25 protein-coding genes are annotated in these 24643 nt (G+C 68.2%); 10 read left to right on the top strand and 15 right to left on the bottom strand.

Annotation, left to right across the window (positions count from 1 at the left end; genetic code table 11):
• Window positions 1–27: 27 nt before the first annotated feature.
• The 4 genes from ACL03I_RS24720 to typA all read right to left on the bottom strand — a co-directional run bounded on the left by ACL03I_RS24720 (window position 28) and on the right by typA (window position 7110).
• Window positions 28–1497 carry an amino acid permease gene (locus ACL03I_RS24720; protein WP_355080363.1) on the bottom strand — a complete coding sequence of 490 codons (1470 nt, stop codon included), beginning with the start codon at window positions 1495–1497 and terminating at the stop codon, window positions 28–30.
• 189 nt (window positions 1498–1686) lie between these two features.
• Window positions 1687–2571 (bottom strand): N-acetyl-1-D-myo-inositol-2-amino-2-deoxy-alpha-D-glucopyranoside deacetylase, encoded by an 885-nt coding sequence (gene mshB, locus ACL03I_RS24725; RefSeq protein WP_355080361.1) that lies wholly within the window; start codon window positions 2569–2571, stop codon window positions 1687–1689.
• Window positions 2568–4346 carry an ABC transporter family substrate-binding protein gene (locus tag ACL03I_RS24730; RefSeq protein WP_397280294.1) on the bottom strand — a complete coding sequence of 593 codons (1779 nt, stop codon included), beginning with the start codon at window positions 4344–4346 and terminating at the stop codon, window positions 2568–2570. Before ACL03I_RS24730 ends, mshB begins: the two co-directional genes overlap by 4 nt.
• Window positions 4347–5211: 865 nt before the next feature.
• Window positions 5212–7110: a translational GTPase TypA gene (gene typA / locus ACL03I_RS24735; RefSeq protein ID WP_355080358.1), complete on the bottom strand. Its 1899-nt coding sequence runs from the start codon at window positions 7108–7110 to the stop codon at window positions 5212–5214.
• Window positions 7111–7340: 230 nt separating this feature from the next.
• Between typA and ACL03I_RS24740 the strand changes: the two genes are divergently transcribed.
• Entirely contained in the window at window positions 7341–7517 is a 177-nt protein-coding gene (locus ACL03I_RS24740; protein WP_356966658.1) for a hypothetical protein, read from the top strand.
• Between the two features lie 52 nt (window positions 7518–7569).
• Window positions 7570–7857, top strand: coding sequence for a 4a-hydroxytetrahydrobiopterin dehydratase (locus ACL03I_RS24745; protein WP_355080355.1), 288 nt, complete (start codon window positions 7570–7572; stop codon window positions 7855–7857).
• A gap of 254 nt (window positions 7858–8111) precedes the next feature.
• Here the strand turns inward: ACL03I_RS24745 and ACL03I_RS24750 are convergent, their stop codons facing one another.
• A complete protein-coding gene (locus ACL03I_RS24750; RefSeq protein ID WP_412807052.1) occupies window positions 8112–9341 on the bottom strand; it encodes a mannosyltransferase in 1230 nt (409 codons plus the stop codon).
• A gap of 321 nt (window positions 9342–9662) precedes the next feature.
• Between ACL03I_RS24750 and ACL03I_RS24755 the strand changes: the two genes are divergently transcribed.
• Together ACL03I_RS24755 and ACL03I_RS24760 are read left to right on the top strand one after the other, a co-directional pair.
• Window positions 9663–10463, top strand: a complete 801-nt coding sequence (locus tag ACL03I_RS24755; RefSeq protein ID WP_355078659.1) for an Rv1157c family protein — start codon at window positions 9663–9665, stop codon at window positions 10461–10463.
• A gap of 129 nt (window positions 10464–10592) precedes the next feature.
• Window positions 10593–10970, top strand: coding sequence for a hypothetical protein (locus tag ACL03I_RS24760; protein ID WP_355078658.1), 378 nt, complete (start codon window positions 10593–10595; stop codon window positions 10968–10970).
• 75 nt (window positions 10971–11045) lie between these two features.
• On the opposite strand, the gene ACL03I_RS24765 is transcribed toward ACL03I_RS24760, so the two are convergent.
• From ACL03I_RS24765 to ACL03I_RS24775, 3 genes are all read right to left on the bottom strand, one after another.
• Entirely contained in the window at window positions 11046–11759 is a 714-nt protein-coding gene (locus ACL03I_RS24765; protein ID WP_355078657.1) for a DUF1906 domain-containing protein, read from the bottom strand.
• A gap of 176 nt (window positions 11760–11935) precedes the next feature.
• Window positions 11936–13063: a hypothetical protein gene (locus ACL03I_RS24770; RefSeq protein WP_355078656.1), complete on the bottom strand. Its 1128-nt coding sequence runs from the start codon at window positions 13061–13063 to the stop codon at window positions 11936–11938.
• Between the two features lie 229 nt (window positions 13064–13292).
• Window positions 13293–13895, bottom strand: a complete 603-nt coding sequence (locus ACL03I_RS24775; RefSeq protein WP_412807053.1) for a CHAP domain-containing protein — start codon at window positions 13893–13895, stop codon at window positions 13293–13295.
• 199 nt (window positions 13896–14094) lie between these two features.
• Here ACL03I_RS24775 and ACL03I_RS24780 point away from each other — a divergent pair, with 199 nt between their 5' ends.
• The 4 genes from ACL03I_RS24780 to ACL03I_RS24795 are packed head-to-tail and all read left to right on the top strand — an operon-like array spanning window position 14095 to window position 17669.
• Entirely contained in the window at window positions 14095–14745 is a 651-nt protein-coding gene (locus tag ACL03I_RS24780) for an ABC transporter permease (protein WP_412807106.1), read from the top strand.
• Complete coding sequence (locus tag ACL03I_RS24785; RefSeq protein WP_412807054.1) at window positions 14738–15937, top strand: ABC transporter ATP-binding protein; 1200 nt, start codon at window positions 14738–14740, stop codon at window positions 15935–15937. Before ACL03I_RS24780 ends, ACL03I_RS24785 begins: the two co-directional genes overlap by 8 nt.
• The gene (locus ACL03I_RS24790; protein ID WP_356966667.1) at window positions 15934–16698 is read left to right on the top strand and encodes an ABC transporter permease; all 765 of its coding nucleotides are present in this window, start codon (window positions 15934–15936) and stop codon (window positions 16696–16698) included. The genes ACL03I_RS24785 and ACL03I_RS24790 overlap by 4 nt, the downstream gene beginning before the upstream one ends.
• Complete coding sequence (locus ACL03I_RS24795; RefSeq protein ID WP_355078652.1) at window positions 16695–17669, top strand: glycine betaine ABC transporter substrate-binding protein; 975 nt, start codon at window positions 16695–16697, stop codon at window positions 17667–17669. Before ACL03I_RS24790 ends, ACL03I_RS24795 begins: the two co-directional genes overlap by 4 nt.
• A 148-nt stretch (window positions 17670–17817) precedes the next feature.
• Here the strand turns inward: ACL03I_RS24795 and ACL03I_RS24800 are convergent, their stop codons facing one another.
• Window positions 17818–18459: a TIGR03086 family metal-binding protein gene (locus ACL03I_RS24800; protein WP_355078651.1), complete on the bottom strand. Its 642-nt coding sequence runs from the start codon at window positions 18457–18459 to the stop codon at window positions 17818–17820.
• A gap of 88 nt (window positions 18460–18547) precedes the next feature.
• On the opposite strand from ACL03I_RS24800, the gene ACL03I_RS24805 reads away from it, so the two are divergent.
• A complete protein-coding gene (locus ACL03I_RS24805; RefSeq protein WP_397280281.1) occupies window positions 18548–19519 on the top strand; it encodes a helix-turn-helix transcriptional regulator in 972 nt (323 codons plus the stop codon).
• 10 nt (window positions 19520–19529) lie between these two features.
• Here the strand turns inward: ACL03I_RS24805 and ACL03I_RS24810 are convergent, their stop codons facing one another.
• Complete coding sequence (locus ACL03I_RS24810) at window positions 19530–20987, bottom strand: MFS transporter (protein ID WP_412807055.1); 1458 nt, start codon at window positions 20985–20987, stop codon at window positions 19530–19532.
• A 71-nt stretch (window positions 20988–21058) separates the two neighbouring features.
• Between ACL03I_RS24810 and ACL03I_RS24815 the strand changes: the two genes are divergently transcribed.
• Complete coding sequence (locus ACL03I_RS24815) at window positions 21059–21541, top strand: MarR family winged helix-turn-helix transcriptional regulator (RefSeq protein ID WP_355078648.1); 483 nt, start codon at window positions 21059–21061, stop codon at window positions 21539–21541.
• Window positions 21542–21680: 139 nt separating this feature from the next.
• Here ACL03I_RS24815 and ACL03I_RS24820 read toward each other — a convergent pair whose 3' ends face one another.
• The 5 genes from ACL03I_RS24820 to ACL03I_RS24840 all read right to left on the bottom strand — a co-directional run bounded on the left by ACL03I_RS24820 (window position 21681) and on the right by ACL03I_RS24840 (window position 24381).
• On the bottom strand, window positions 21681–22265 hold the full coding sequence (locus ACL03I_RS24820; RefSeq protein ID WP_355078647.1) for an NADPH-dependent FMN reductase: 585 nt from the start codon (window positions 22263–22265) through the stop codon (window positions 21681–21683).
• An 83-nt stretch (window positions 22266–22348) separates the two neighbouring features.
• Entirely contained in the window at window positions 22349–22720 is a 372-nt protein-coding gene (locus ACL03I_RS24825) for a hypothetical protein (protein ID WP_043729685.1), read from the bottom strand.
• A gap of 11 nt (window positions 22721–22731) precedes the next feature.
• Window positions 22732–23208 (bottom strand): roadblock/LC7 domain-containing protein, encoded by a 477-nt coding sequence (locus tag ACL03I_RS24830; protein WP_355078646.1) that lies wholly within the window; start codon window positions 23206–23208, stop codon window positions 22732–22734.
• On the bottom strand, window positions 23205–24038 hold the full coding sequence (locus ACL03I_RS24835; RefSeq protein WP_355078645.1) for a hypothetical protein: 834 nt from the start codon (window positions 24036–24038) through the stop codon (window positions 23205–23207). Before ACL03I_RS24835 ends, ACL03I_RS24830 begins: the two co-directional genes overlap by 4 nt.
• Window positions 24028–24381, bottom strand: coding sequence for a roadblock/LC7 domain-containing protein (locus ACL03I_RS24840; RefSeq protein ID WP_355078644.1), 354 nt, complete (start codon window positions 24379–24381; stop codon window positions 24028–24030). The genes ACL03I_RS24835 and ACL03I_RS24840 overlap by 11 nt, the downstream gene beginning before the upstream one ends.
• Window positions 24382–24643: the final 262 nt, after the last annotated feature.

Here is a 24643-nt window from a genome sequence, read left to right on the forward strand (position 1 = left end):
TCTATTCCGGCGCGATCGGGCGCACGATCAGTTCTCCCGGTCGGCAGGCAGGGCGGCGACCACCGGAGGTTCGCCGGTCGGGTCGCCACGCTGCGCCGCTATGGCCAGCACTCGTTTACGCGCGGCGAACCAGCCGACGATCAGCGCGGGGACGATCAGGGCGATGGTCGCGACGGTCCAGGTCCCCACCGGATAGTCGAACCCCGTCAGCACGACGACGAAGAACAGGAACACCAGCGTGAGCAAACCGGTGTAGGGCGCGCCGAACATGCGGAAGGCGGGCCGCTGGATGCGTCCCCGGGTGGACCAGCGCCACAACTGCAGCTGGCACAACACGATGGTGGCCCAGGAGGCGACGATGCCGAGCGACGCCATGTTCAGCACGATCTCGAACGCCTGATCCGGGACGATGCCGTTGAGCGCGATGCCGACCAGCGCGATCAGGCTGGTGAGCAGGATGCCGCCGTAGGGAACGCCGTTGCTGCCCATCACCCCGGTGAATTTCGGCGCGCTGCCGTTGATCGACATCGACCGCAGGATGCGGCCGGTCGAGTAGAGGCCGGCGTTCAGGCTGGAGAACGCCGCGGTCAGCACCACGAGATTCATCACGCTGCCGATGCCAGGGACGCCGAGCATGGTGAAGAAGGTGACGAACGGACTCTCGTCGGCCGTGTACCGCGTGTACGGCAGCAGCAATCCGAGCAGGACCAGCGAACCGACGTAGAAGACGGCGATCCGGACGATCACCGAATTGATCGCCCGTGGCATGACCTGCTCCGGATGCTCCGTCTCCCCCGCCGCGGTGCCGACCAATTCAACAGCGGCATAAGCGAATACGACACCGGACACCACCACGACCAGCGGCATGACGCCGGTCGGGAACAGGCCGCCGTGATCGGCGATCACGCTGGTCCCGGTCGCGGCGCCCTGCACCGTGAAGCGGCCGAGCAAGAAGATCGTGCCGACGATCAGGAACGCGCTGAGCGCGAATACCTTCACCAGCGCGGCCCAGAACTCCATCTCACCGAACCACTTCACCGAGATCAGGTTGACGCCCAGCACGAGGACCAGCGCGATCAGCGCGAGCAACCATTGCGGAACGGCGGAGAACCCGGACCAATAGTGGAAGTACTGCGCGATCGCGGTGGTGTCGGCGATGCCGGTCATCGACCAGTTCAGGAAGTACATCCAGCCCGCGACGAACGCCGCCTTCTCACCGAAGAACTCGCGCGCGTAGGAGACGAACGACCCGGACGACGGCCGGTGCAGGACCAATTCGCCGAGCGCGCGCAGGATGAGGAACGCGAAGAACCCGCACACGCCGTAGACCAGGAACAACCCGGGTCCGGCACTGGCCAGCCGCCCACCGGCGCCGAGGAACAGGCCGGTGCCGATGGCGCCGCCGATCGCGATCATCTGTAGCTGGCGCGGCTTCAGACTCTTGTGGTATCCGTGGTCCTCGATGCTGAGGTGGGCGTTGTCGCCGCGCGCTGTCATGAACCGACGGATCCTCCGTTTCGATGTGCCGAGATCACGCCGAACCGTACCCGCCGCGCCGATACCGCCAACTGCCAGCCCTGGGGGTACAGGAGCTCGCTGCCCGGACAAGTTCCGAAAACGGCGGGCGAATTATGTGAAATGTCCGGAAATCGCGGGTAGCGGCCGCACCGCCGCCGGCGGGATCCGTCACTCCGGGGCGGCGAACAAATCGTGCTCCCGCCCGTCCGGACCGAGCGGACCGCGCCGACCCCGCACCAGGATGAAGTGCTCCTCGGGCAACACCGGCTGAGCGATACCGTTCGACAAGGCGAATTCCCGGCCGGACGGCGCGACCGTGACCTGTGTGGCGTGCGCCCGCAGCGCGGCGCGCTTGGCCGAAAGCACCTCGGAGACGTCGATCGTGGTGGTCACCGCGTCGCTGGGCACGCTCGCCAGTTCGCCCTCGGCGGGCAGTCGCCAACCGGGCGGCAGCGCGCCGGGCAGGCCCGCGGCCGTGCGCCGGGCCAGCGCCGCGGTGTGCAGACGCAGCATGTCGGCGTCGGTGACGGTCCAGTAGTACTTCGGGACATCCCAGCCTTCGCCGGCGGCGGCGTGCACGGCGGCCGTGGTGATCTCGTGCGCCCGGATGTGGTCCGGATGGCCGTAGCCGCCGTTCGGGTCGTAACCGACGACCACGCGCGGCCGCAGACGAAGGACGACGTCCGTGAGAGCCCGCACCGCCTCGTCTCCGGAGCGCACGAAGACGCGCGGCTTGTTCGCGGCGGGTGTGCCCGCCATTCCGGAGTCACGCCAGCGTCCCGCGCCCCCGAGCAAGTGCGGCGGACCCGCGCCCAGCGCGTCCAGCGCGCGGGTCAGCTCCAGAATGCGATAGCCGCCGAGCTGGTCGGCGTGATCCGCCGCGAGCAGCGCCCAGTCGTCGCCGATCACCTCGCCCTCCTCACCGAGGGTGCAGGTGATCACGGTGACCGGCACGCCGCGACGGCGGTAGTGCGCGATCGTGCCGCCGGTGGTGATGGACTCGTCGTCCGGGTGGGCGTGTACCAGAAGCAGCCCACCGGTCTCCGCGGTCACGGGATCCTGCGCCACATGGACGCGTCGCCGAAGATCCCGACCTGGATCGCGCCGCTGAGCGAGGCGCCGTCCAGCCGAGGACCGGACGCGGCGACGGCGTTGTCCTGCACGATCGGCAGCACGGTCGCCATGGCCCACAGTTTGGGTTCGGCCTCGGCGAGCACCCGTCCCACGTCGCCGCCCCGCAGGGCGTCGTCGATCGCGGGTTGCAGGGTCGGATCGCACACGCCGGACAGGTTGCTCGGCGCCCGCTGCGCCGCCTCGGCGATGGCCTGCGCCGGGCCGGTGACTCCTGGCAGCGCGGGCGGCGGGCAGCCATACCTGGAAGCCAGCACGGTCGCCGGATCGGAACCGGCCACCTCCCAGCCGACGATCGCGTCGACCGTGCCCTCGAGCAGTTCCTTGCCGTACAACTCGTCGGCGGCGACACTGCGCACCGTGGCGTCGATGCCCGCGCTGCGCAGCTGGTCGGCGGCGGTATTGGCCACGGCCAACGCGGTGGCGTCCCGGTCGACCGCGCCGATGCGCACGGCCAGCGGCTTGCCGTCCTTGCCGACGGTGCGCGGCTGCGGGGCGGGCGAGGTCGGGGAGGTCGCCGGCGGCGGCTCCGGCGCCCGGCCGTACCCCGCGGCGGCGAGCAGCGCGAACGCCTCCTCCGCCGATGGACGCGGCGGAGCGGTCGGGGCGTATCCGGGATCGGATGGTGCGAGCACCTGCGCGCGCGCCGGTTCCACCCAGTTGCCGGTCTGCGCGCCGACCGTGGCCAGCAGGGCAGGGTCCAGCAGGGCCAGCACGCCCGAGCGGACCCGGGGATCGCTCAAGTCGCCTTTGCGTCCGTTGAGCGCCATCTGCAGCACTCGCGACTGCGGCATGATCGTGGTGCGCACGGAGGGAATCGCCCCCAGTTGCGCCTGGGTCGCCACGCCCCCGTGGACCAGCGCCATCTGTACGTCGCCGGTGCGCAGCGAGCCCGCCAGCTGCGCGGTGGTGCCGCCGCGGCGGAGCAGGATCTGGCCCGGCATCGCCGGTGTGCCCCAGAAGCGGTCGTTGCGTTCCAGCAGCATCTCGTCACGGCCCGGGTCCGCCGAGCGGATCCCGAACGGCCCCCCGGACACCCGGACACCGCTGACCTGACCGTTCATCCCCCTGGCGAATCCGCCGGGCGCGTCCTTGAGCAGATGAGACGGCAGCAGATCGGTGAACAGCTCCCGCCAGCCGGGGTAGGGCTGCGTCATCACGACGGTGACCGTCTTGCCGCCCGCCGACGAATTGACGTCCGAGATCATCCGGTAGCCGGCCGGGTCGACGACGCCCGGCTCGGAGATCATCTCCTGCCACAGGTAGCGGAAGTCCTCGGCCGCGATCGGCGCGCCATCCGACCAGGACGCTTCGTTGCGCAATTTGTAGGTGATCGTGAACGGTTCCTGCGCGGTGACTTCGGCGGAGACCAGCAGCGACGAATCCGGCACCCAGGCCGTCGTCCCCGGCCGCGCCGGATCGAGCACCGGCCGGAACGGACTCGGCAGGACCAGGGAGGCGATCGCCGAGGTCGCGGCGGATTGGTCCGAGCGCAGATGCGGGTTGAACGCGGTGCCGATGGTGTCCAAAGCGACGACGACGGTCGTCTCCGCGGGCTTGACCGGTGTGGTCTTCGGACTGTCGGTGCTCTCGATGGGCGGCGGCGGATTCGCCGCACAGCTGCTGATCAAGGTCAGCACTGCCACGGCCGGCAACAACGTGCGCCACGCTGCGCGTTTTCCTGCGCCCACTTTCACGCTCGGGAACTCTACCGTACGGTCGAGTCCGTTCCCAGATTCCTGCTGACCAGCGCGGAAACAACGCGGTCGAACGGATATGCGTAGCGCGGAAACACAGCAGCGTCGCAGGGGCGTGACATCACCCATACAAACCGTGTCGAACCTCGGCAAATATTCGGCGTACCGTCGCGGCACAATAGCCCGACGCACCGCAATCCGTATGCGCATCGGTGTCGTTTACGCAACCACACGCGCTGCCGACTCGGACATGAAGTGAACATTTGCGCCGACACGCCGAACGAGAGACGAATTCTTTTCGTCGACCATCCGGCCGACACGGCCGAAAACCCACACAGGTGCTGGCCCAACCACGCGTCGAGGCCCCTCGGTAGCATCAGAAAGCTCATTGCGCGCACAGCTCTGGATGACCACGGGTGCCGACAATATAAAACAGGCGAACGGCACAGCCAATTATTTCCCCCGGCACCACTACCCTCATGACGGGTAGTGGTCGACAATTACCACTTTTTCAAATAGCCGTCGCCTCGGAAACTTATTCCACGAGAACGAACCGATTTCGGACCCGCATACCAAGGGCCGAGACGATCACAAATCGAAATTACCGACAACGAAACCGATCAGCCCTCGAATATGTGGCACCGGACTTCACCAGCGCACGCATCACGGGGCCGTCTCGAATTTCTCCCGATTGCCACCATGCCTGGTGATGCGAGGAATTGCGATCACACCCGAGGAGCCCGAGTCGAACGCGAGGCTGGCGGTACACCCGCACGATGCGAGCGCCCGCGACTGCCCGACCAGCGGTTCTGCCCGGTATTCGGCGCCACCCGCGGTGACACCGAATACCGTGGCACACAAGTTGTTACAGCGCCGCGCGGTCGCGCGCCTTGCGCCGGGACAGTTCCCGTGCGCGCTCGTTCTGCCCGAGGACCACCTTGCGCACCCGGACCACCTCCGGGGTGACCTCAACGCACTCGTCGGCGGCGCAGAACTCCATGGCGCCTTCGAGATCCAGCTGCAACGGCTTGGCCAAGGTCTCGATCACGTCGGCGGTGGAGCTGCGCATGTTGGTCAGCTTCTTCTCGCGCGTGACGTTGATGTCCAGATCCTCCGCGCGCGGATTGACGCCGACGACATGCCCCTCGTAGGTGTCCGCGCCCGGCTCCACGAAGAACTGCCCGCGGTCGGCCAGCTGGATCATCGCGAACGGCGTCACCGAGCCCGACCGGTCGGAGACCAGCGAGCCGGTGTGCCTGGCCCGGATCTCGCCCGCCCACGGCGCGTAGCCGTGCGACACGGCGTTGGCGATGCCGGTGCCGCGGGTCTCGGTGAGGAAGTCGGTGCGGAAACCGATCAGGCCACGGGAGGGAACGATGAACTCCATCCGCACCCAGCCCGCGGCGTGGTTGCTCATCTGCACCATCTTGCCCTTGCGGGCGGCCAGCAACTGGGTGATCGCGCCGAGGTACTCCTCGGGGCAGTCGATGGTCAGCTCCTCGTACGGCTCGTGCACCTTGCCGTCGACCTGCTTGGTGACCACCTGCGGCTTGCCGACGGTCAGCTCGAAGCCCTCCCGGCGCATGGTCTCGACCAGGATGGCCAGCGCCAGCTCACCGCGGCCCTGCACCTCCCAGGCGTCCGGGCGCCCGATGTCGAGCACGCGCAGCGACACGTTGCCGACCAGCTCCTGGTCCAGGCGCGCCTTCACCATGCGGGCGGTCAACTTGTGCCCTTGCACCCGGCCGACCAGCGGCGAGGTGTTGGTGCCGATGGTGACCGAGATGGCGGGCTCGTCGACGGTGATGCGCGGCAGCGCGACCGGATCATCGATGTCGGCGAGGGTGTCGCCGATCATGATGTCCGGAATGCCCGCGATGGCGACGATGTCGCCCGCCACCGCCAGCTCGCCCGGCTTGCGCTCCACGCCGACGGTCTGCAGCAGTTCGGTGATCTTCACCTGCTTGACGCCGTCGGCGTGCATCCACGCGACGTTCTGCCCCTTGCGCAGTTCGCCGTTGTGGATGCGGACCAGCGCGAGACGACCCAGGAACGCCGAGGCGTCCAGGTTGGTGACGTGCGCCTGCAGCGGCGCGGACGCATCACCCTTCGGCGCGGGGATGTATTCCAGCAGCACGTCGAACAGCGCGTCCAGATTCTCCGCGGCCGGGGCGTTGCCGTTCTCCGGACGCTCCTTGGACGCCTTGCCCTCACGACCGGAGGCGTACAGCACCGGAAGGTCGAGCGCGAGCTCGGCGGCCTCGGCGGCGGCGTCGTCGAGATCGGAGGCCAGGTCCAGCAGTAGGTCGTGGCTCTCCTCGACGACCTCTTCGATGCGGGCGTCGGGGCGGTCGGTCTTGTTCACGACCAGGATCACCGGCAGCGACGCGGCCAGCGCCTTGCGCAGCACGAACCGGGTCTGCGGCAGCGGCCCCTCGGACGCGTCCACCAGCAGCACCACGCCGTCCACCATGGACAGGCCGCGCTCGACCTCGCCACCGAAGTCGGCGTGGCCGGGGGTGTCGATGACGTTGATCACGGTGACCGAGCCGTCCGGGTGATGCCGGTGCACCGCCGTGTTCTTGGCGAGAATGGTGATGCCCTTCTCGCGTTCCAGGTCGCCGGAGTCCATCACCCGATCGACGGGCTCGGCCCGCTCGGCGAAGGCGCCCGACTGGCGCAGCATGGCGTCGACCAGGGTCGTCTTGCCGTGGTCGACGTGAGCCACGATGGCGACGTTGCGAAAATCGCGTGCAGACGACACGCCTGAATCCTCCTGCTGTTCGGTGTTGGAGCCGACGGTGCTCGGTGTCCGGCGTGCACGGACTCTCCGTGATTACGCAGGCTGCCGCCTCCGGGGCCTGACGCACACGCCGGTCTCCCTGCGAACAGGTGGAGAATCGAAACTCACCAGGCATCGCGGCGAGCTATACCCTACCGGCAGTCGGTTCGAGGCACCGTTTCAGCCTTTGTACTAAGGGTATGCTAACCGCCGTGGGCAAGGTCAAAGCCAAGAAGGTTTCGAGCCTGAAACCGAAGAAGAAGTGCTGTCGGAAGAAGACGCGCTGCGTGAAGTGCCCCGTGGTCATCATGCGGATGAAGAAGTGCGAAGCGGCCGGTGTCACCGGCAAGGATCTGAAGAAGGCACTCAAGCAGGCGCGCGCTGCCTGACCCCCGCCGCCACCCTTTCCGGGGCGGCCCGAGGCGAGTAGTAAGGAGTGTTATGGCGCAGCAGGCACTGCTCTCCGAACCCGAAATCGTAGACGCTCTCACCGAATTGCCGGAGTGGTCCAGGTCAGGGGACAACCTGACGCGCACCGTCGAGGCGGCCACCTTCCCCGCGGGCATCGAACTGGTGCGCCGCGTCGCCGAAGTCGCGGAGGAGGCGAACCATCACCCCGACATCGATATCCGCTGGCGCAAGGTCACATTCAGCTTGTCGACACACTCGGCGGGCGGGCTCACCGCGCTGGATGTAGCACTGGCACATGAAATAGACCGGCTCTGTTGATTTTGCAGCGCCTTCGGCGCTGCGTGTTCGCGGCCCTCTTATGGCTCGCGTCCGAGCGACCGCCGCTGGCGACTGCGTCGCGGAGGCGGCGGCCGCTCGGACGCGAGCCGGGCCGCGAACGGGGCATGCTCGGTCTCGCTTCGCTCGAAACCGGGAGCCGGGCCGCTGTGTCGCGTTCCAGCCAAAAGTTCGAGTCTGCGCTGATCGCCGCTCGAGGCTGATCAAAGCAGAGTCGGACGAGTGCGGACGAGTACTTATGTGGTGCGCGCGGGGCCCTCGGTGGTTGCGCGCGCTTCTTCGTCCTCGGCCGATCGCGTGTACCTGGCTCCGAAGCGGATCACCCAGAGGTAGAACGCCAGAACGCCGAGCACGTCGACGGCGCCGAGCCAGGCCAGTACGCCCGGGCGCGAGATGGTCCAGATCGAATCCTGGAAGAACGACAGCACCCACGGCACGCCGACGAGCATGGTCACCAGCCAGTACCCGGCGATCACCCGCGCGCCGGGCGCCCGGCGCAGCGGCCCGTACACCACCCAGAGCACCGTCGGCAGCAGCCACACCCAGTGATGCGACCACGAGATCGGCGAGACCATCAGCCCGAACAGTTGCACCACGATCAGCGTGCCGAGCCGGTCGTCCGCGCCGAGCGCGCGCCAAGCCAGGAACGCCAGCACCGCCACGACGAGCACGGCCGCGATCCACCACGGGCCGGACTCGACGTCGTAGCCGAGGATGCGGCTCAGTGTGCCCCGCAGCGACTGGTTCCACACCGACCCCACCGGACCGATCCGGTCGGCGTCACCGAGCAGTGTGCCGAAATACCGACGCGCCTCGACCGGCGCGATCAGGAAACTCAGCCCTACCGTCGCGCCGAAGACCACGGCCGACCAGGCCACCGTCGCCCAGCGCTTGCGCGCGACGAAGTACAACCCGGTGATCGCCGGCGTCAGTTTGATGCCCGCGACTATTCCGACCAGTCCACCGGACAGCCACCACCGCGAACTGCGAACCGCGAGCATCCCACCGAGCACCAGGAAGACATTGACCTGGCCGTAGTCCATCGTGGTTCGGACCGGCTCCAGCCACAGCCCGAGCGCGGTCCACCCGACGGTGGCGGCCCGCCACTGCGGCGTGCGCAGCCGCTGCGCCCCGAACAGCAGCTCGAGACTGATGTGCACCACCGCGTACAGCGCCGCGGCGATGGCCAGCAACCAAGCCACCGCGACCAGGGTGAACGGCAGATAGTGCAGCGGGAAGAACACCAATGCCGCGAAAGGCGGATAAGTGAACGGCAACGGGAAGTCCGGAGTCTTCTCCGCATAGGTGAAGTCGTAGAGCTGATCGGTCAACAACGCGGCCGACCCGCCGACGTAGACATGCAGGTCGACGAGGTTCATCCCATTCGGGGACAGCAGCATCCAGAGCAGCCGGGCCAGCACGGACAGGCCCAGCACCGACACGGCCCATCGGAGGTGACGATTCAAATCGCTGGCTTTCGGCTCGGGTGCGGTGCGTCGGTTGGCGCGCCCGGAGTTCGATGTCGAGGCGACAGCGCGGACGGCACCGATTAGATTAGCCGCAGCGCGAATCCGGTCGGTTCCACCCTCGAACCACCGATAACATTTGCATCAACTTTCACATCAGTAACATCTGGGCGCGGTATCTTCTGCTAACACTGATCGTCCACGGCGCTTTCCGGACGCCGCAGCTGTACACATAGCCGCAATGTCCCTAGAGTGACCCCCGAAACGATGGCTTTTAGCAATCGAACCCAGATGTACCCCGAGGTAAGGACGGCCAGACCAGTGCTTCGCACCCGAGGATCGCGGATCGCATTGTCCGCACTCGCCGTCGCGGCGAGTGCCACGCTCGCCGCGCCGACGACAGCAATCGCGGCCCCCGCGACCGCCCCCGTGGCGACTACGAACAGCGTTCCCATGGTGCCCGAAGGCGTTCCCGTGGATGCGCTGGCCGCGCTCGCCCCAGCCATCGTCGGCGCCGTCGCGGGCCCCGCGGATATCGCGAGCCCGGCCGGCGTCGCGGGTCCGCAGTCGGCCATCCTCGATCAGGCCCGCAGGCTGCTGGCCACTTTGAACCTTCCGCCGCAGATCAAGTCGACGCTGGAACGGATCATCACCTTCCTGGACGGCAGCGGCGGCGGAGGCCCCGAGGTACCGCAGGACGGACCGGTGATCGCCCAGTTCCTCTACCCGAGCATCGGCAAGGGCTGCATCGGCCCGTCCGCCGACTCGGTGGGTACCGCCCTCGCCGTGCCCGGGCCCGCCACGCTGCCGCCACCCGGCCCGCAGGCGGGCCAGACCGGGTTCGTCTTCACCGCGCTCGGCACCAAGGGGCCGACGCCGGTGCAGAACCCGCCGATGACGGTGCAGTGGCTGAACCTCGACACCCGCCAGTCGGGCGTCCTGCCGCTGACCGACGAGGCCAAGATCAACCCGGACGGCCCCGCCACGCTGTCCGCGATCGCCGACACGGGCAACGGCCGCGTCGTCGCGGTCGTCTCCGGCTCGCTGACCACCCAGTCCGGTGACGCGGAGGCGCGGACCTGCTCCTTCCTGCCGACGCTCGGATTCTTCACCGTAGGCTGAGCTTCCGGTCGAGGGCGGCGACTCCATGGGGGTCGTCGCCCTTTCGGCGTTGCGGTGACTCGGCGAATACCTCGTATCGATCTGCCGCGCAGCCACACGAGGTGGCCGGACTGTGGTAGACCGCTATCTATGGCGACCACCGTTTTCTCGAAATCCGCGGACTGTTCGAGACAGCCGGGTCATTCGATCCGGAGCAGGCGCTCGCACCGTTCCATCCTGTCGATCCGCTCCGAGGGTTCCATCCTCTCGATCGGCTCGGCCTACTCGGTCCTGTCCATCGGCAGCGTGGGCTCGGTGCTGTCGATCGGATCCGTGGGATCGTTCGGGTCGGCGATCTCGTCGTTCTCGTTCGCCAGCCTCGGCTCCGCGTTCTCCGGCCTGTCCCGGTGGTCGCTGCTGTCCTGGCTCGGCGATCACGAGGCTCCGGACAGCCGCCCCTCCCTGCGGGTCGTTCCGGACGACGAGCCCGATCTGCGCGTCACCCCGATAAGCCACTGCCAGACGTAATATTCGGCAGCTGCTCGGTCTCACTTCGCTCGAAAAGCGGGGTGGAGGCGAGCAGGCACGTACCGCGGCAGCTGCTCACCACTGCCCGTATTCGGGCGTGAGCACGTTGTTCACATCGATCCCCACACCGTCGATGGATTGCTTGTCGATCTCGACCTGGTGCAGGTTGGCGGCGGGGTGCACGAAGCCCTTGGGTGTGCCCCAGTTGTGCTGCCAGTACCAGGAACCCAGGCTCGCGGTGCGGGCCAGCTCGATGGTCGGGGTGTTCGCGTAGACGCCGGTGTTCTCCGTGCCGAGCACTGCCTGCCAGCCCAGTAGGTAGGGCGCGATCATGGTGGCGAAGTCGACCGGGGAGGGGTTGTCGTCGATGGACGCGTAGATGGGCACGTTGTCCGGGCCACCGGCGGCGCGGTGCAACGCGAGCCCGCGCTCGGCGTGCCGCTTGCCCGCCTCCAGCCCGCCACGCCAGTCCGCGGTCGGTCCCTTGCCGAATTGGTAGCACGAGACGATCTGCAGACCAGCCGCTTTGAGATCGTCGACTTCCGGGGATCGCAGCGGTTTGCCCGCCATCCACTCGGCGCCGGGCCTGCGATCGGACACGTAGCGGATCACGCCGATATGTCCGGCGTCGCGGATCGCCGCAGCGGAGGGAACGCCTCCGGCGTAATCGATGAGGGTGCCGAGCGCTGGCCGCGCGGACGCGGGAGCTGCCGCGGCGGTCATGCCGACCACGGCCGCGGCGGCCGTGTAGGCGAACAGATCACGCCGGGATACCGAATTGGAACGCATCGTCGACTCCTTCGCGCAACCCGACATGGATGGCAGCGTGCCCGGCGCACCTTCCCCAATCCACCGCGCGCCGGGAGCCTCGAACGTGAACTCATTTCACCATATTCACACTGGAACCGCTAGACCCAGGAGAATCACGTTTCACATTCGCCACATACGCTCGACGACGCTACCGGTCACACAATGCCGTCGATGCGCGCGGCGACATCGATGGTGCGCATCGCTGGATCGGCCAGTTCTTTGCGGATGACCGCCGCCACCTGCGTCACGACCTGCTTCTTTATCCCGGCGAGCGCACCGAGCGCGGCCGCGCGGGCACCCTGCGCGGTGAATTCCATCCGAATGTCGGCCGGGTCGGGCGGCGGCACGTCGATCACCACCCGCAAGGGGTCGGCAGCGCGGGCGGTGAGTACCAAAGGCACCTCGACGTCAGCGCGATAGCGATTGGCTTTCAACACGTCGACCGTGATGTCCAGGCTCACCGGCAGGGTCAGATCGAACGCGACCGGCTCCGTCGACCGGTCCGTCAGCCGCGGCATCCGTACCGTTCCCCGAACGGTCACGACGGCGCTCGCGCGCGGTCCGGTCCGCAGCGGACCGACCTCGATCAGCCTGCCCGCCAGCCGTTCCACCACGTCCCACACTCGCTCGCGCGTCACGATGCGGGAGAAGAACCGATGCCCGAACTCGTCGTAGCCGATCCAATCGAACGCGAGCTCGTCCCGATACGGCGAACGCTTGCCCGCGACCATGGCCTCGAGGTCGAACACCAGCCCCCTGCGGGTCTGCGGGTCGGCAAGCATGGCGTTCACCCGGGAGGCGACCTCTCGCTGCACCACGCCCGCGATCGGGTCGAGCAACCATTCCCACGCCGAATCCACCGCCTGGGCGCGCAAGACGAAACTGATGTCCCGCTGGGTGATCGGTGGGATATCGATGACGACGAGCACGGGTTCGGCGGTGCGGGCGTGCAGGGTCAGATCGATCTCCACCCTGGCCTCCAGCCGCAGTTTCCGGCCGCCGAGCAGCACCTTCAAGGTGAGCGACACCGGAACGGTGACGTCGAAGGTGACCTTCGGGCCGCTGCGCAGTACGCGCGGGGCGCCGACCTTCCCCTCGGCGACGAATCCGGCGAGCCCGGCCGGGCCGATCGAGACCGGGCCGATGGTCATGCCGCGGCCCGCCATGCCGGAGACCGCGGACTCGATACGAGCGGCGTTCACGGCGTGCGTGACGAAACGCTCGCCGAACTCGGCGTAGTCGATCCAGCCGGGCGCACTACTCGGTTCGTCGGTCGGATGCATCGCTAGTTCCGCAACCCTCACCTCTCGATGGACACCCGACACGGTACGCGACCGATCTCGTCCCACCCCGGAACGCACTGCGGCCCGAGATCCCCGTCCTGCCGATGAGGGGGAAGCAGGGCGGGGACCGGCGGCGGCGCTGCCGGGCACCGCCACCTCCCATCGTAGGACTATCCGGCACCCCGTTTCACCCGCATATCGGTCGAATCCCGTTCGACGGAAGTGATCTTCACAATCGGCCGAACCCGACCACCCCGGTTATGTCGCCCAGCACGAACCGGTGGATGCGCACCGCGCCGTACTCGTTACCGCCGATCGTGGTCACCTGGCCGCCCTCGACTCGCAGGACGATGTTCGTGTGCTGTCCGAACGGACTGGGCTCTCCGTACAGCAGCACGTCACCGGTCCGCGGTCGATAGTTCGAGCCGCTCGGGACGAACCGGCCGATGCTCTCGTAATACTCCTGCAAGGTATAGACGCCGGGAATCCGCCACGAACCCGAATTCGGGTTGGCCAGCGGCACACCGGCCTCGCGCAGCACCCAGCTGACGAAATCGGCGCACCACGCCTCCTCGGCTCCTTCCGCGTATTTCGTCCCCGCGCCGGGATCGGCGAACTCGCGCTCGGCGACCGCGACGATTCCGGCCTGGGCCGCGTCGAGTGCCGAACGGTCCAGCGCGGGGAACTCGGTGAGGCGCTCGCCCGCGATCGCCCGGTGGTCCGTACGGTCCTGCCACCAGAGACCACCGGCGATCCCGGCGGCGACCACGCCGAGCACCACCAGTGCGAGCGCGACCCACCGCCTCGATCGCGATCCCCGTTGTTGTGTCATTCGCTCCCCCGATTCGTTCGTGTGACGTTGTTGTCGAGCTTATGGAATTCGACGCGCGAGCACGCCGAACGGTTCCACGCGCTGTCCGCCTGGTTTCGGCGACCGAGCGGAGGGGCAACCCGGTGGAGCCGAAATCATGGACGGCACCGGGAAAACCGCGCTAGTCTCCGGAGAGACCAGCCGATGGGGAGGTACGGCCCTGGACACGCTGTGGACATTCATCGTGCACCGGCGGCACCAGTTGCTGGTCGACTCCTACCTGCACGTCTCGGCCGTGGTGCAATCGGTGCTGCTGGCGACGGTGGTCTCGGTTCTGATCGGAATCCTGGTCTACCGCAGCCCGTTCGGCTCGTCGATCGCCTCCGCGCTGGCGGGCGCGGTGCTCACCGTTCCGTCGTTCGCGCTGCTCGGCCTGCTGATCCCGGCGCTCGGTCTCGGTGTCGCACCGACGATCACCGCGCTCGTGGTGTACGCGCTGCTGCCGATCATGCGCAACACCATCATCGGACTCGCCTCGGTGGATCCGGCCGTGACCGACGCCGCCCGCGGCGTCGGGATGAACCGGCTGCGGGTGCTCGCCCGGATCGAACTGCCGCTGGCGTGGCCCGCGATTCTGGCCGGTATGCGGGTGAGCACCCAGCTGATCATGGGGATTCTCGCCCTCGCGGCATACGCCAAGGGCCCCGGACTCGGGAACCTGATCTTCTCCGGACTCGCGCGCCTGGGCAGCCCGAACGCGGTGCCACAGGCGCTGGTCGGCACGATCCTCGTCGTCGTCCTCGCACTCGTCCTCGACGGGATCTACGTCCTGGTCGGGCGGCTCACCACTTCCAGGGGAATTCGTGACTGAAACCGAAACCAGCGACGGCCGCGCGGAATCCGTCGTCTCCGGCGTCGAGATCGTGCTGCACGCGGTGACCAAACACTATCCGGGACAGCGTGATCCGGCTGTGGACAGCGTCTCGCTGACCATCCCGGCCGGCGAGATCGTGGTCCTGGTCGGGCCGTCCGGTTGTGGCAAGACCACCACCATGCGAATGATCAACCGGCTGATCGAGCCCACCTCCGGAACCATCACGATCGACGGCCGCGACGCGGCCACGATCCAGCCCGACCGGTTGCGCCGCGGCATCGGCTATTCGATCCAGCAGGCGGGACTGTTCCCGCACCTGACCGTCGCGAAGAACGTCGCGACCGTACCGGGCCTGATCGGCTGGGACCGGCGGCGCGTCGCGGCACGGGTCGACGAGATGCTCGAGCTGGTCGGTCTCGATCCAGGCACCTTCCGCGACCGCTATCCCCGCCAGCTGTCCGGCGGCCAGCAGCAGCGCGTCGGCGTGGCCAGGGCATTGGCGGCAGACCCGCCCGTGCTGCTGATGGACGAGCCGTTCGGCGCGGTCGATCCGATCACCCGGGGATTGCTGCAGGACGAGTTGCTGCGGCTGCAAGGCGAACTCGGCAAGACGATCGTCTTCGTCACCCACGATTTCACCGAGGCGGTCAAGCTCGGCGACCGCATCGCCGTGCTCGGCGACCGGTCCAGGATCCTGCAATACGACACACCCGCGGCGATCCTGGCCGACCCGGCCGACGAGACGGTCGCCGGTTTCGTCGGCGCGGACGCCTCGCTCAAACAGCTCACCCTGACCCGGGTCGGGGATGTCGAACTCGGCGACTGCCCCACCGCCACCGAACAGGACACCGTCGACGAGTTGCGCGCCGCGCTCGCGGACCGCGACTGGCCGTGGGCGCTGGTTCTGGACGGTCATGGCAGGCCACGCCGCTGGGTCTCGGCCGAACAACTGGCCCACGCCGATTCGCTGCGCGATCTGGGAACGCCGGTGCCGGAGACGCTGGCGCTGAAATCGACGCTGCAGGACGCGCTCGAAGCCCTGCTCACCCATCAGAGCGCGACCGCGGTGGTGACCGGCGCGCGCGGCGAGTACGCCGGGCTGATCACCATCGACACCCTGGTCGGCCACCTGTCGGCCCTGCGCGCCGAGCACGGAGCCGGGCGTTCCGCGACGGACGGCGCACCATGACCACCGCCGCCGCGTCACCCGCCACCCAGCGCAGGGCCGAGCGCATCCGGTTGGTCGTGCAGCCGGTGGTCGTGCTCGTGCTCACCGCGGGCGTGCTGGTGTGGGCGTTCGCCCGCGACCTGACCGTCACCCAGCAAGCGAGCCTGAACGCGGGCAACGTCGCGACCGTCACCTGGCAGCACGTGCGGATCACCGCGACCGTGGTGCTGATCGTCGTCGCGGTGGCCGTCCCGCTCGGAACCCTGCTCACGCGACCGGGATTCCGGCGGCTCACACCCGTTTTCGTCGGTATCGCGAATATCGGCGCGGCCGCACCGGCCATCGGCCTGATCGTGCTGTTCTACCTGGCCACCCGTACCACCGGCTTCTGGATCGGCGTGGCGCCGATCGCGTTCTATTCGCTGCTTCCGGTGCTGCGCAACACCATTCTGGGCTATGAGCAGGTGGACCGGACGCTCATCGATGCGGGGCGCGGCCAGGGCATGTCGGCCGTGACGGTGTTGCGGCGCATCGAATTCCCGCTCGCGGTGCCCTACATCCTGGCCGGGCTGCGCACTTCGCTGGTGCTCGCGGTCGGCACCGCGACGCTGTCGTTCCTGGTGAGCGCGGGCGGGCTCGGCATTCTGATCGACACCGGCTACAAGCTGCGCGACAACGTCACCCTGGTGGTCGGCGCGGTGCTCGCGGTGGCGCTGGCCCTGCTGGTGGACTGGCTCGGCGCGCTCGCCGAAGCGTTTCTCGGGCCGAAGGGGCTGAAATGATCCGGGCGTGGCGCGCGCTGACCCTCGGCCTGGGCTTGACGTTGCTGGCCGCCTGCGGGCTGCAATCCGGCGGCGCGGTGCCGCTTCGAGTCGGCCCCGGCAGCATCCGGCCCGTGCCCGAACTGGAGGGTGTGCAGGTCACGGTGGGTTCCAAAGACTTCACGGAGCAGAACATCCTCGGCTATCTGATCGAGTTCGCTCTCTCGGCGGCGGGCGCCGAGGTGCGCGACCTGACCAACATCCAGGGCTCCAACAGCGTGCGCGATGCCCAATTGCACGGGCAGATCGACCTCGCCTACGACTACACCGGAACGGGCTGGATCAACTACCTCGGCAACGAGACACCGGTGCCGGACGAGATCGGCCAGTTCCAGGCGGTGCGCGACGCCGACCTCGCCGCGCACGGCATGCTCTGGACGGCGCTCGCGCCGATGAACAACACCTACGCGCTGGTCATGAGCGCCCGCACCGCCCAGGAGACCGGTGTGCGCACGCTGTCGGACTACGCCAGACTGGCCGCCGCCGATCCGGCCGCCGCGGCGATCTGCGTCGGCACCGAGTTCAACGTCCGCCAGGACGGATTTCCCGGCCTGGCCCGCAAGTACGAGATCGACGCGAGCAAGGTCCGCAAGCAGATCGTGCAGGACGCCGTGGTCTACCAGGCGACCGCCGACGGCAGGCAGTGCCGCTTCGGCTCGGTCGCGGCCACCGACGGACGCATCCCAGCGCTGAATCTCATTCTGCTGCAAGATGATCGCGGCTTCTTCCCGAAGTACAACGCGGCGCTGGTGATGCGCCGGAGTTTCGCCGAGGCGCATCCGCAGGTGGACACGATCCTGACGCCGATCTCGCAGCGCCTCACCAACGAGGCCATCACCGAACTCAACCGTCAGGTCGACGTGGACGGACGCGAGCCCGCGGAGGTGGCCAGGGACTGGATGGTCACCCAGGGATTCGTCACCGCGCGCTGATTTCCGTCGCGTGGAGAGCGACGCCTCCGAACAGCTGATCGGAGGAAACCGCTGTCCCTGAGGCGTTTGGACGCCGCATCGCTGGATCAGGCTCCGGTACGCCGTCCGCTGGGCTCACCAGGTGAGCCCAGCGTCCTGCCAGGCAGGTTCAGCGCGGATCGCGGCCCAAGTAGCGCAAGAGTTCTCCGAGAGCGCCGTCGGCCGGACCGTCGACGATCGCGGCGAAAGCACCCCACTGACGCAGCGGCTCGATGATCTCGGCCGTCTCGCCGCTGCCGGGCGCGGGGTGAGCGGCCCGCGCGGCGATGAGCAGGGCGGCGGCGAGTTCGTCGGTCAACGGCGACGGCTGGCCGGTCGCGATCGCGATGTCCCAGGCGTGCACCCCGGCATCCAGCGCGCACATGACCGCGGCCACCGGAGTGGCGAGCGCGCCGTGCGGCAGCGGCGTCGGCACGGTCTCGGTGGCGTCGTCGACCGTGGTCCAGGCGAAGGCGGTCTGCTCGACCGCCGCACGCACCGCGTCCCCGGGGGAGCCGTCGATCGTGCCGGAAGGCGCGAACGGGTTGTAGGCCGGACCCTCTCCGATGCCGAGGGCCTGGGCGTAGGCCAGCTGGTCACCGACGGCGTGCTGCAGCACCTGCGTCACATCCCAATCCGAGCACGGGGTGGGCAGGTGCCACTGATCCGCTCGCACACCGGCGACGACGCTCTCCAGCGCGCGGTAGGAATCGGCGAGCACGTCCCGCCAAACGGGGAGCAGAGTCGCGGCGGCGGTGGCGGTGGCGTTCATGTCGGAGCCTTTCGGTCGTTCTCGCTGATGACACAAGCCTATTCGGCAATTAGGCTACTTTCGTTCCTAATCAGCGAGGAGGGCGAAAGTGGCATCGACCACACCGCGTCTGCTGCGATTGCTGGCCCTGCTACAGGACCGTGCGTACACCGGCCGGGAGCTGGCCGAGCGCCTCGGCGTCACCGATCGCACACTGCGGCAGGACATTCAGCGGCTGCGCGAACTGGGCTACCCGGTGCATGCCGGACGCGGCGCGGTCGGCGGCTACCGGCTCGGCCGCGGCGCGACCATGCCTCCCCTACTGCTGGACGACGACGAAGCGGTGGCCGTGGCGGTCGCGGTCGGCCTCGCCGAGGACGGCTCCACCGGCATCGCGGACATCGCCGAGCACGTCACGAAGGCACTGGGCAAACTGGATCAGATCCTGCCCAAACGATTGCAGCGCAAGGTATCCGCACTGCGGGATGCGACGGCCATCGGCCCGGCCACGACGGGGTCGCGCGAGCCGGACGCACCGGTTCCCGCCGCCGTGCTCACCACCCTCGCAGGCGCCATTCGCGACGGAGCGACGGTCCGGATCGCCGAAGCCGGGGCCGCGTCGTCCGTCGAGATCGAGCCGTACCGGCTGATCAACTGGCAACGCCGCTGGTACCTGGTCGCCTACAGCCTGGAAGACCACTCCTGGCGAGCGATACCGGTCGCCCGCGTGTTGCGCGCGGAGACGAGTTCCCGTCGTTTCGCCGCGCGTTCGCTTCCCGACGACGACCTGGTCGCCTTCGTCATGCGCCACATCGCCACCACCGGGTGGCGGGTGCAGGCCCGGGTGACCGTGCTCGCGCCCGCCGAGACCGTCATCGCCAGGATCAATCCCGCCGTCGGCGTGGTCGAGCCGGTGGACGCGGACACCTGCGTGCTCTACACGGGCGCGGACGCGCTGGAGACGATCGCCATCTACCTGTCCATGCTGATGATGGACTTCCGCGTCGACGGCCCGCCGGAACTCGTCGCCCATATCCGCACCCTGGGCCGCCGGTACACCGAGGCCGTCGCGAACGCTTGAATCCCAGGCGTCAGGAATGCCCGGTGGTGGTCGCCGCGTCGGCGGTCTTCCGCATCGGGATCACGGCGGTCAGACCGATCGCGACCAGCGCCGCGGCCATCGCGATGAGGAAGGTGGTGTGGAAACCGTCGCGCGAGGGCAGCAGGTGCGGGCCGAGCCGCATGGTCATGTGCGCCAGCACCACGCTCATCACCGCGGCCGAGGTCGAGGTGCCGATCGAGCGCATCAGCGAGTTGAGGCCGTTGGCCGCGCCGGTCTCGGTGATCGGCACCGCGCCCATGATCAGCGCGGGCATCGCCGCGTACGCCAGGCCGACGCCGCCCGCGACGATCACCGCGGCGAGCATGATCTCCCAGACGCTGTTCATCAGCACCACCGCGCACAGATAGCCGACCGCGATCACCGCGGAGCCGAGCGCGAGGGTGACCTTGGGCCCGCGGCTGGCCGACAGCCGCGCCGACACCGGTGACAGCAGCATCATCACGAAGCCGGTGGGGGCCAGCGCCAACCCGGCGGTGATCATGGACAGCCCGAAGCCGTATCCGGTCTGCTCCGGCGCCATCAGCAGCTGCGGGAAGGTCAGCGACATGCCGTAGAGCGAGAATCCGACGGCGATCGAGGCCGCGTTGGTGAACAGCACCCTCGGCCGCGCCGAGACCCGCAGGTCCACCAGCGGTGAACGCTGCCGCAGTTCGAAAGCGCCCCAGCCGAGAAACACCACCACCGACACCGCGAACAGGGTCAGGATCCGGGCGCTGGCCCAACCCCAGTCCGCGCCTTTCGTGATCGCGACGAGCAGTGCGAGCAGCGCCACCGACAAACCGACGGCGCCGCCGAAGTCGAAGCGGGCGGGCGTGCGCACCGGCGACTCCGCGACGAACACGAAAACCAGGACGGCGCACACGACGCCGAGCGCGGCGGAGGTCCAGAACAGCACGTGCCAGTCGGCGTTCTGCGCGATGGCCGCCGCGACCGGCAGGCCGATCGCGCCGCCGACGCCGAGCGTGGCGCTCATGATCGCCATCGCCGAACCCACCCGCTCGGCGGGCAATTCGTCGCGCATGATGCTGATGCCGAGCGGGATGGCGCCGACCGCCGCGCCTTGCAGCGAGCGACCGACGATCTCGGGCACCAGGGTGGAGAAGGACGCGCAGACCACCGAACCGGCGATCAGCAGAAGAAGATTCGCGAACAAGACGCGCCGCTTGCCGAACATATCGCCCAGACGGCCGCTGATCGGGGTCGCCACCGCGCCGGCCAGCAGCGTGGCCGTCACGACCCAGGAGGCGTTGGACGCGGAGGTGTGCAACAGCGTGGGCAGCGACGGAATGATCGGGATGACCAGCGTCTGCATGAGGGAGACGACGACACCCACCATGCCGAGCGTCGCGATGAGCAGTGCCGACGAGGGACGGGGCCGGTCGCCGGATTCAGAGACGCTCGAGGACGCGTCGGCAGCTACAGTCACATGTGCACGGTACATATGGTGTGTATGCTGCACAATTTGGAAAGTACGTGATCCTCGCGACATAGTGTGGTATGTCCGAATCCGGCCCCGGCGACAACGCGGCGCTGTACCGCCTCGTCTTCGAGCTGTCACTGCTGTCAAGGCACTTCCCCGCCGCGGTGCTCCGGCGTCCCGGCTTCCAGCTCGACCGCTCGGCGTACCTGATCCTGACCAGACTGGAACTGGACCATCCGCTGAGCCTGCGTGAGCTGTCCGAAGCGTTTCAACTGGACGTTTCGACGATCAACCGGCAGGTCGGAGCCATGCGCAAGCAAGGGTTGGTCGACCGGGTGCCCGACCCCGACGGCGGCATCGCCCGCAAGATCCGCGCCAGCGCCAAGGGACTCGATCTTTTGGCCTCCGACCGAAAGCAGAGCCGTCAAGGCATCGGCGCGGTGGTTGCCGAGTGGACCGAGGCCGACATCGACCAGTTCAGCAGGTTCATCGCGCGTTTCAACCAGTCGGTCGAGGACAAGGAGGACAACCCCTGGCCGCGCCCAGCCGGGCTGGAGTGACGCACGATCGGCCGGGACCCGGGCTGCCCGCCGCACGGCTACGCACCTCCGGTCGAACCGGAGGTCCGCCATTTGCCCTTGCCCCAGGGACCACGGCGTCAGGCTCCGCGGTCCCGACCTTGGGCGAGTGGAAGAAGCGTCATGCGGTGTAGGGATGGTCGGCGCGGGCCGACCGCAGCGCGCGGCCCCACCAGACCAGCTGGCCGAGCAGCTGATCGGCCGCGGCCACCGGCATTTCCGGATCCGTCGGCTGCCCCGCGGCATCGAACCGCCCGCCCGCGTCGTGGAAGCTCACCGTATCGCGCACGGTGACCGCATGCAGCTCGGCGAACACCTGCCTGAGGTGCTCCACCGCGCGTAAGCCACCGGAGATGCCGCCGTAGGACACGAATCCCACCGGCTTGGCCCGCCATTCGGTGTAATGCCAGTCGATGGCGTTCTTGACCGACGCCGGATAACTGTGGTTGTACTCGGGTGTCACGACGACGAACCCGTCCGCCGCGGCCAGGCGGGGGCCGACCGCTGCCAGCGCCCGCGCCGCCTCGGGTTCGGGGTGATGGGAAAGCCGTTCCGGCAGAGGCGTTTCGGCCAGGTCGACAACGTCGACGTCGACGTCGTCGCGCCGCTCGGCGTGAGCGGCGAACCACTTGGCGACGGTCGGCCCGAAGCGGCCCGCTCGAGTGCTGCCGACGATCAGGGCGAGCTGGATCGGATGGTCGGACATGGTGGATTCCCTTCGACGTGTTCGGTGTCCAGAACAGCGTCGAACCTGAACAACAGTTCAGGTCAAATCGGCTCGATCGCCGATCAGACCTCCAGATCCTCTTCGATCCCCCGCAGGCGGTGCCGGGCCATCGCCAGATTCGCCCGTCCCCGGTCCAGGGCCAGGTAGAGGAACAGGCCCTTGGACTTGCGGCCGGTCATCGGCCGGATGATGTGATATTGCCCGGACAGCGTGATGAGGATGTCCTCGATGTCCTCTTTGAGCCCCAGCTGGTCCATGGTGCGCAGCTTGGCGCGCACCACCTCGGTGTTGCCCGCACCCGCGATCTGGAGGTCCAGGGACTTGGAGCTGCCGAGCATGCCCAGCGCCATGCCGCTGTTGTAGTCGACGACGGCGGCGCCGATCGCGCCGTCGATCACCATCATGTCTTTGAGGGCCAGATCCATATTGGACATATGCTTTCCTTTCAGTGGGTTTTCGTTGCTTGTTCGCTTCCCGCGTCGGTGGTCACCGACGTCAGCAAGTCGGCGATCGCGCGGGCCGCCGGACGGGATTCCAGATGCAGCCTGCCGATGTTCACCTCGGGGGCGGCCAAAACGGTCAGCGACGTCCAGCCCGCCGCGTAGATGACCACGTGCCCTCCGGTGCCGTGGACCACGACCTCGCTGAACCCGCCGCCGTGCGCGGTGGTGGCGAGCCGGTGGGACAGCGACAGCTGCGAGGCGGCCATGGCGGCCATCCCGTTCGGCTCGATCTGCGCAGGCAGATCATGGGCGACCAACAGTCCGTCGTTGGACGCGACCAGCGCGCCGGTCAGTCGCGGAACTCGATTGCGCAGCGCTTTCAACTCCGTGAGCACCGCCGCGTTCGGTTCGGGTCCGGACATCGCCACCTTGGTCAACCTTCCCATCCAATCGCCGAGCAGTTTCTTCCGCGTGGTCACGCGAGCTCCTCCAAAGCCGCTTGCAGGCGGACGAGCAGGTCCCGGTCGGGCGGCTCCAACCGATCGGCGACCGGGACCGGTGGCGCCGAGTGCCTGCCACGGCGGCGGGGAAGCCGGCCCGGCTCGGCGAGCACAGGCGCGACCGCTACGGGCTCGGGGCGCACCGGCTCGAGCCCGACCGGCCCGGCCGCCACCGGGACCGGCGTCGCGAGGGGCGGCTCGATCAAGCCCGCCGCGGTCAGATCCCGCACCGCCACCAGACATCCGTAGGTGGTACGGCCGAGTTCGCGACCGATCTCCGCGACGCTGCGCCTGCCATCCGCGGCGGCCAGCACCTCCGCCTGCCCTCCGGTGAGCACCAAACGCCGTCGCCGCACTCGGCGGACCGGCACGACCGGGACGCGATCGACCAAATCGGCGGGCCACGGCCCGGACTCGGGATCGCCGCGCCGCGCGCACTCCTGCACGAGAGCACGGGGCGTGATGTGACAGACGGGGGCCAGCCAGTGCGGTGGGGCCGGGCGGAACTCCGGGACGGCGGGCGAGGCCAGCAAGAAATAGGCGGCGTCGAAGACCGAGAGCATCGCGAGGGTTTCCAGCCGTGGCCGTCCCAGCACACGGCCTGGATCGCCCGCATCGGCGCGCCGCCAGTCCTCGGCGGTCGCCACGCCCGCCTCGACGACCAGCCGGTCCAGCCCGGTGGTGCGACGACAGTCGGCGGAAACGATCGCGCCTTCGGCGAGATGGAAAGCACCGTCGCCCGCGTGCAGCACCCCCGTACGTCCTTCCTGCTCCAACCGCCGCAATTCGACCGCGAGTTCAGGACTCATGCGCGTCCTCGGCCAATTCGTCGAGAATTCCGTGCAGTTGGTATCGCGCCATCGCGAGATTTCCGGCGTCCTCGTCGAACAGCACGTGCACGAAAAGCCGTCCGTCGAAGTCTCCGTTCACCAGGTTCAACAGGTGATATCCGCGGGTGCCGTAGACGATGATCTCGGTGACGTCGTCGCCGTCGGTCGACAAAGCCGGACAGGCGAGCACCGCGCGCACCACATCCGTTGTGGCAGCGGCATCTTCGTGCTCGTCCACCAGGTCGTGCCTGCCGTCGGCGGCGATCGCCAGACCGCTCGCACCGTCCACCAGCGTCACGCTGCGCGCACCGGGAATATCCATGATGCGTTTCAGACAACCGTCGATTCCGATCACGCGCCACCACTTGTCATGTGAGGGGGTTTACGGGTTCCAGACGCTACACACGGGCACCGCGCGATGTACAGCAAATCGGTGAGAAATTTCCGGTAAAAAACGTCGTCCCTGGAAACGCACGATAAATACCTTTCGGTATCAAATACCTATTGGTATTCATACCCTTCGGTTTTCGTTTTCCGACACGCCGACCCGGCCACAATAAATCCTCGATACGGCCGCTCGACGG

Origin of the sequence: Nocardia sichangensis (assembly GCF_047200615.1) — a bacterium.
In the GTDB taxonomy this organism is placed as follows: domain Bacteria; phylum Actinomycetota; class Actinomycetes; order Mycobacteriales; family Mycobacteriaceae; genus Nocardia; species Nocardia sichangensis.

What these genes read in the sequence shown, in the direction of transcription:
- ACL03I_RS24835 (WP_355078645.1), bottom strand. Translation starts at nt 24,038, where the DNA reads ATGAGTCCTGAACTCGCGGTCGAATTGCGGCGGTTGGAGCAGGAAGGA.
- ACL03I_RS24825 (WP_043729685.1), bottom strand. Translation starts at nt 22,720, where the DNA reads ATGTCCAATATGGATCTGGCCCTCAAAGACATGATGGTGATCGACGGC.
- ACL03I_RS24765 (WP_355078657.1), bottom strand. Translation starts at nt 11,759, where the DNA reads ATGCGTTCCAATTCGGTATCCCGGCGTGATCTGTTCGCCTACACGGCC.
- ACL03I_RS24800 (WP_355078651.1), bottom strand. Translation starts at nt 18,459, where the DNA reads ATGAACGCCACCGCCACCGCCGCCGCGACTCTGCTCCCCGTTTGGCGG.
- ACL03I_RS24790 (WP_356966667.1), top strand. Translation starts at nt 15,934, where the DNA reads ATGACCACCGCCGCCGCGTCACCCGCCACCCAGCGCAGGGCCGAGCGC.
- ACL03I_RS24815 (WP_355078648.1), top strand. Translation starts at nt 21,059, where the DNA reads ATGTCCGAATCCGGCCCCGGCGACAACGCGGCGCTGTACCGCCTCGTC.
- ACL03I_RS24820 (WP_355078647.1), bottom strand. Translation starts at nt 22,265, where the DNA reads ATGTCCGACCATCCGATCCAGCTCGCCCTGATCGTCGGCAGCACTCGA.
- ACL03I_RS24720 (WP_355080363.1), bottom strand. Translation starts at nt 1,497, where the DNA reads ATGACAGCGCGCGGCGACAACGCCCACCTCAGCATCGAGGACCACGGA.
- ACL03I_RS24795 (WP_355078652.1), top strand. Translation starts at nt 16,695, where the DNA reads ATGATCCGGGCGTGGCGCGCGCTGACCCTCGGCCTGGGCTTGACGTTG.
- ACL03I_RS24770 (WP_355078656.1), bottom strand. Translation starts at nt 13,063, where the DNA reads ATGCATCCGACCGACGAACCGAGTAGTGCGCCCGGCTGGATCGACTAC.
- ACL03I_RS24840 (WP_355078644.1), bottom strand. Translation starts at nt 24,381, where the DNA reads ATGGATATTCCCGGTGCGCGCAGCGTGACGCTGGTGGACGGTGCGAGC.
- ACL03I_RS24760 (WP_355078658.1), top strand. Translation starts at nt 10,593, where the DNA reads ATGGCGACCACCGTTTTCTCGAAATCCGCGGACTGTTCGAGACAGCCG.
- ACL03I_RS24745 (WP_355080355.1), top strand. Translation starts at nt 7,570, where the DNA reads ATGGCGCAGCAGGCACTGCTCTCCGAACCCGAAATCGTAGACGCTCTC.
- ACL03I_RS24775 (WP_412807053.1), bottom strand. Translation starts at nt 13,895, where the DNA reads ATGACACAACAACGGGGATCGCGATCGAGGCGGTGGGTCGCGCTCGCA.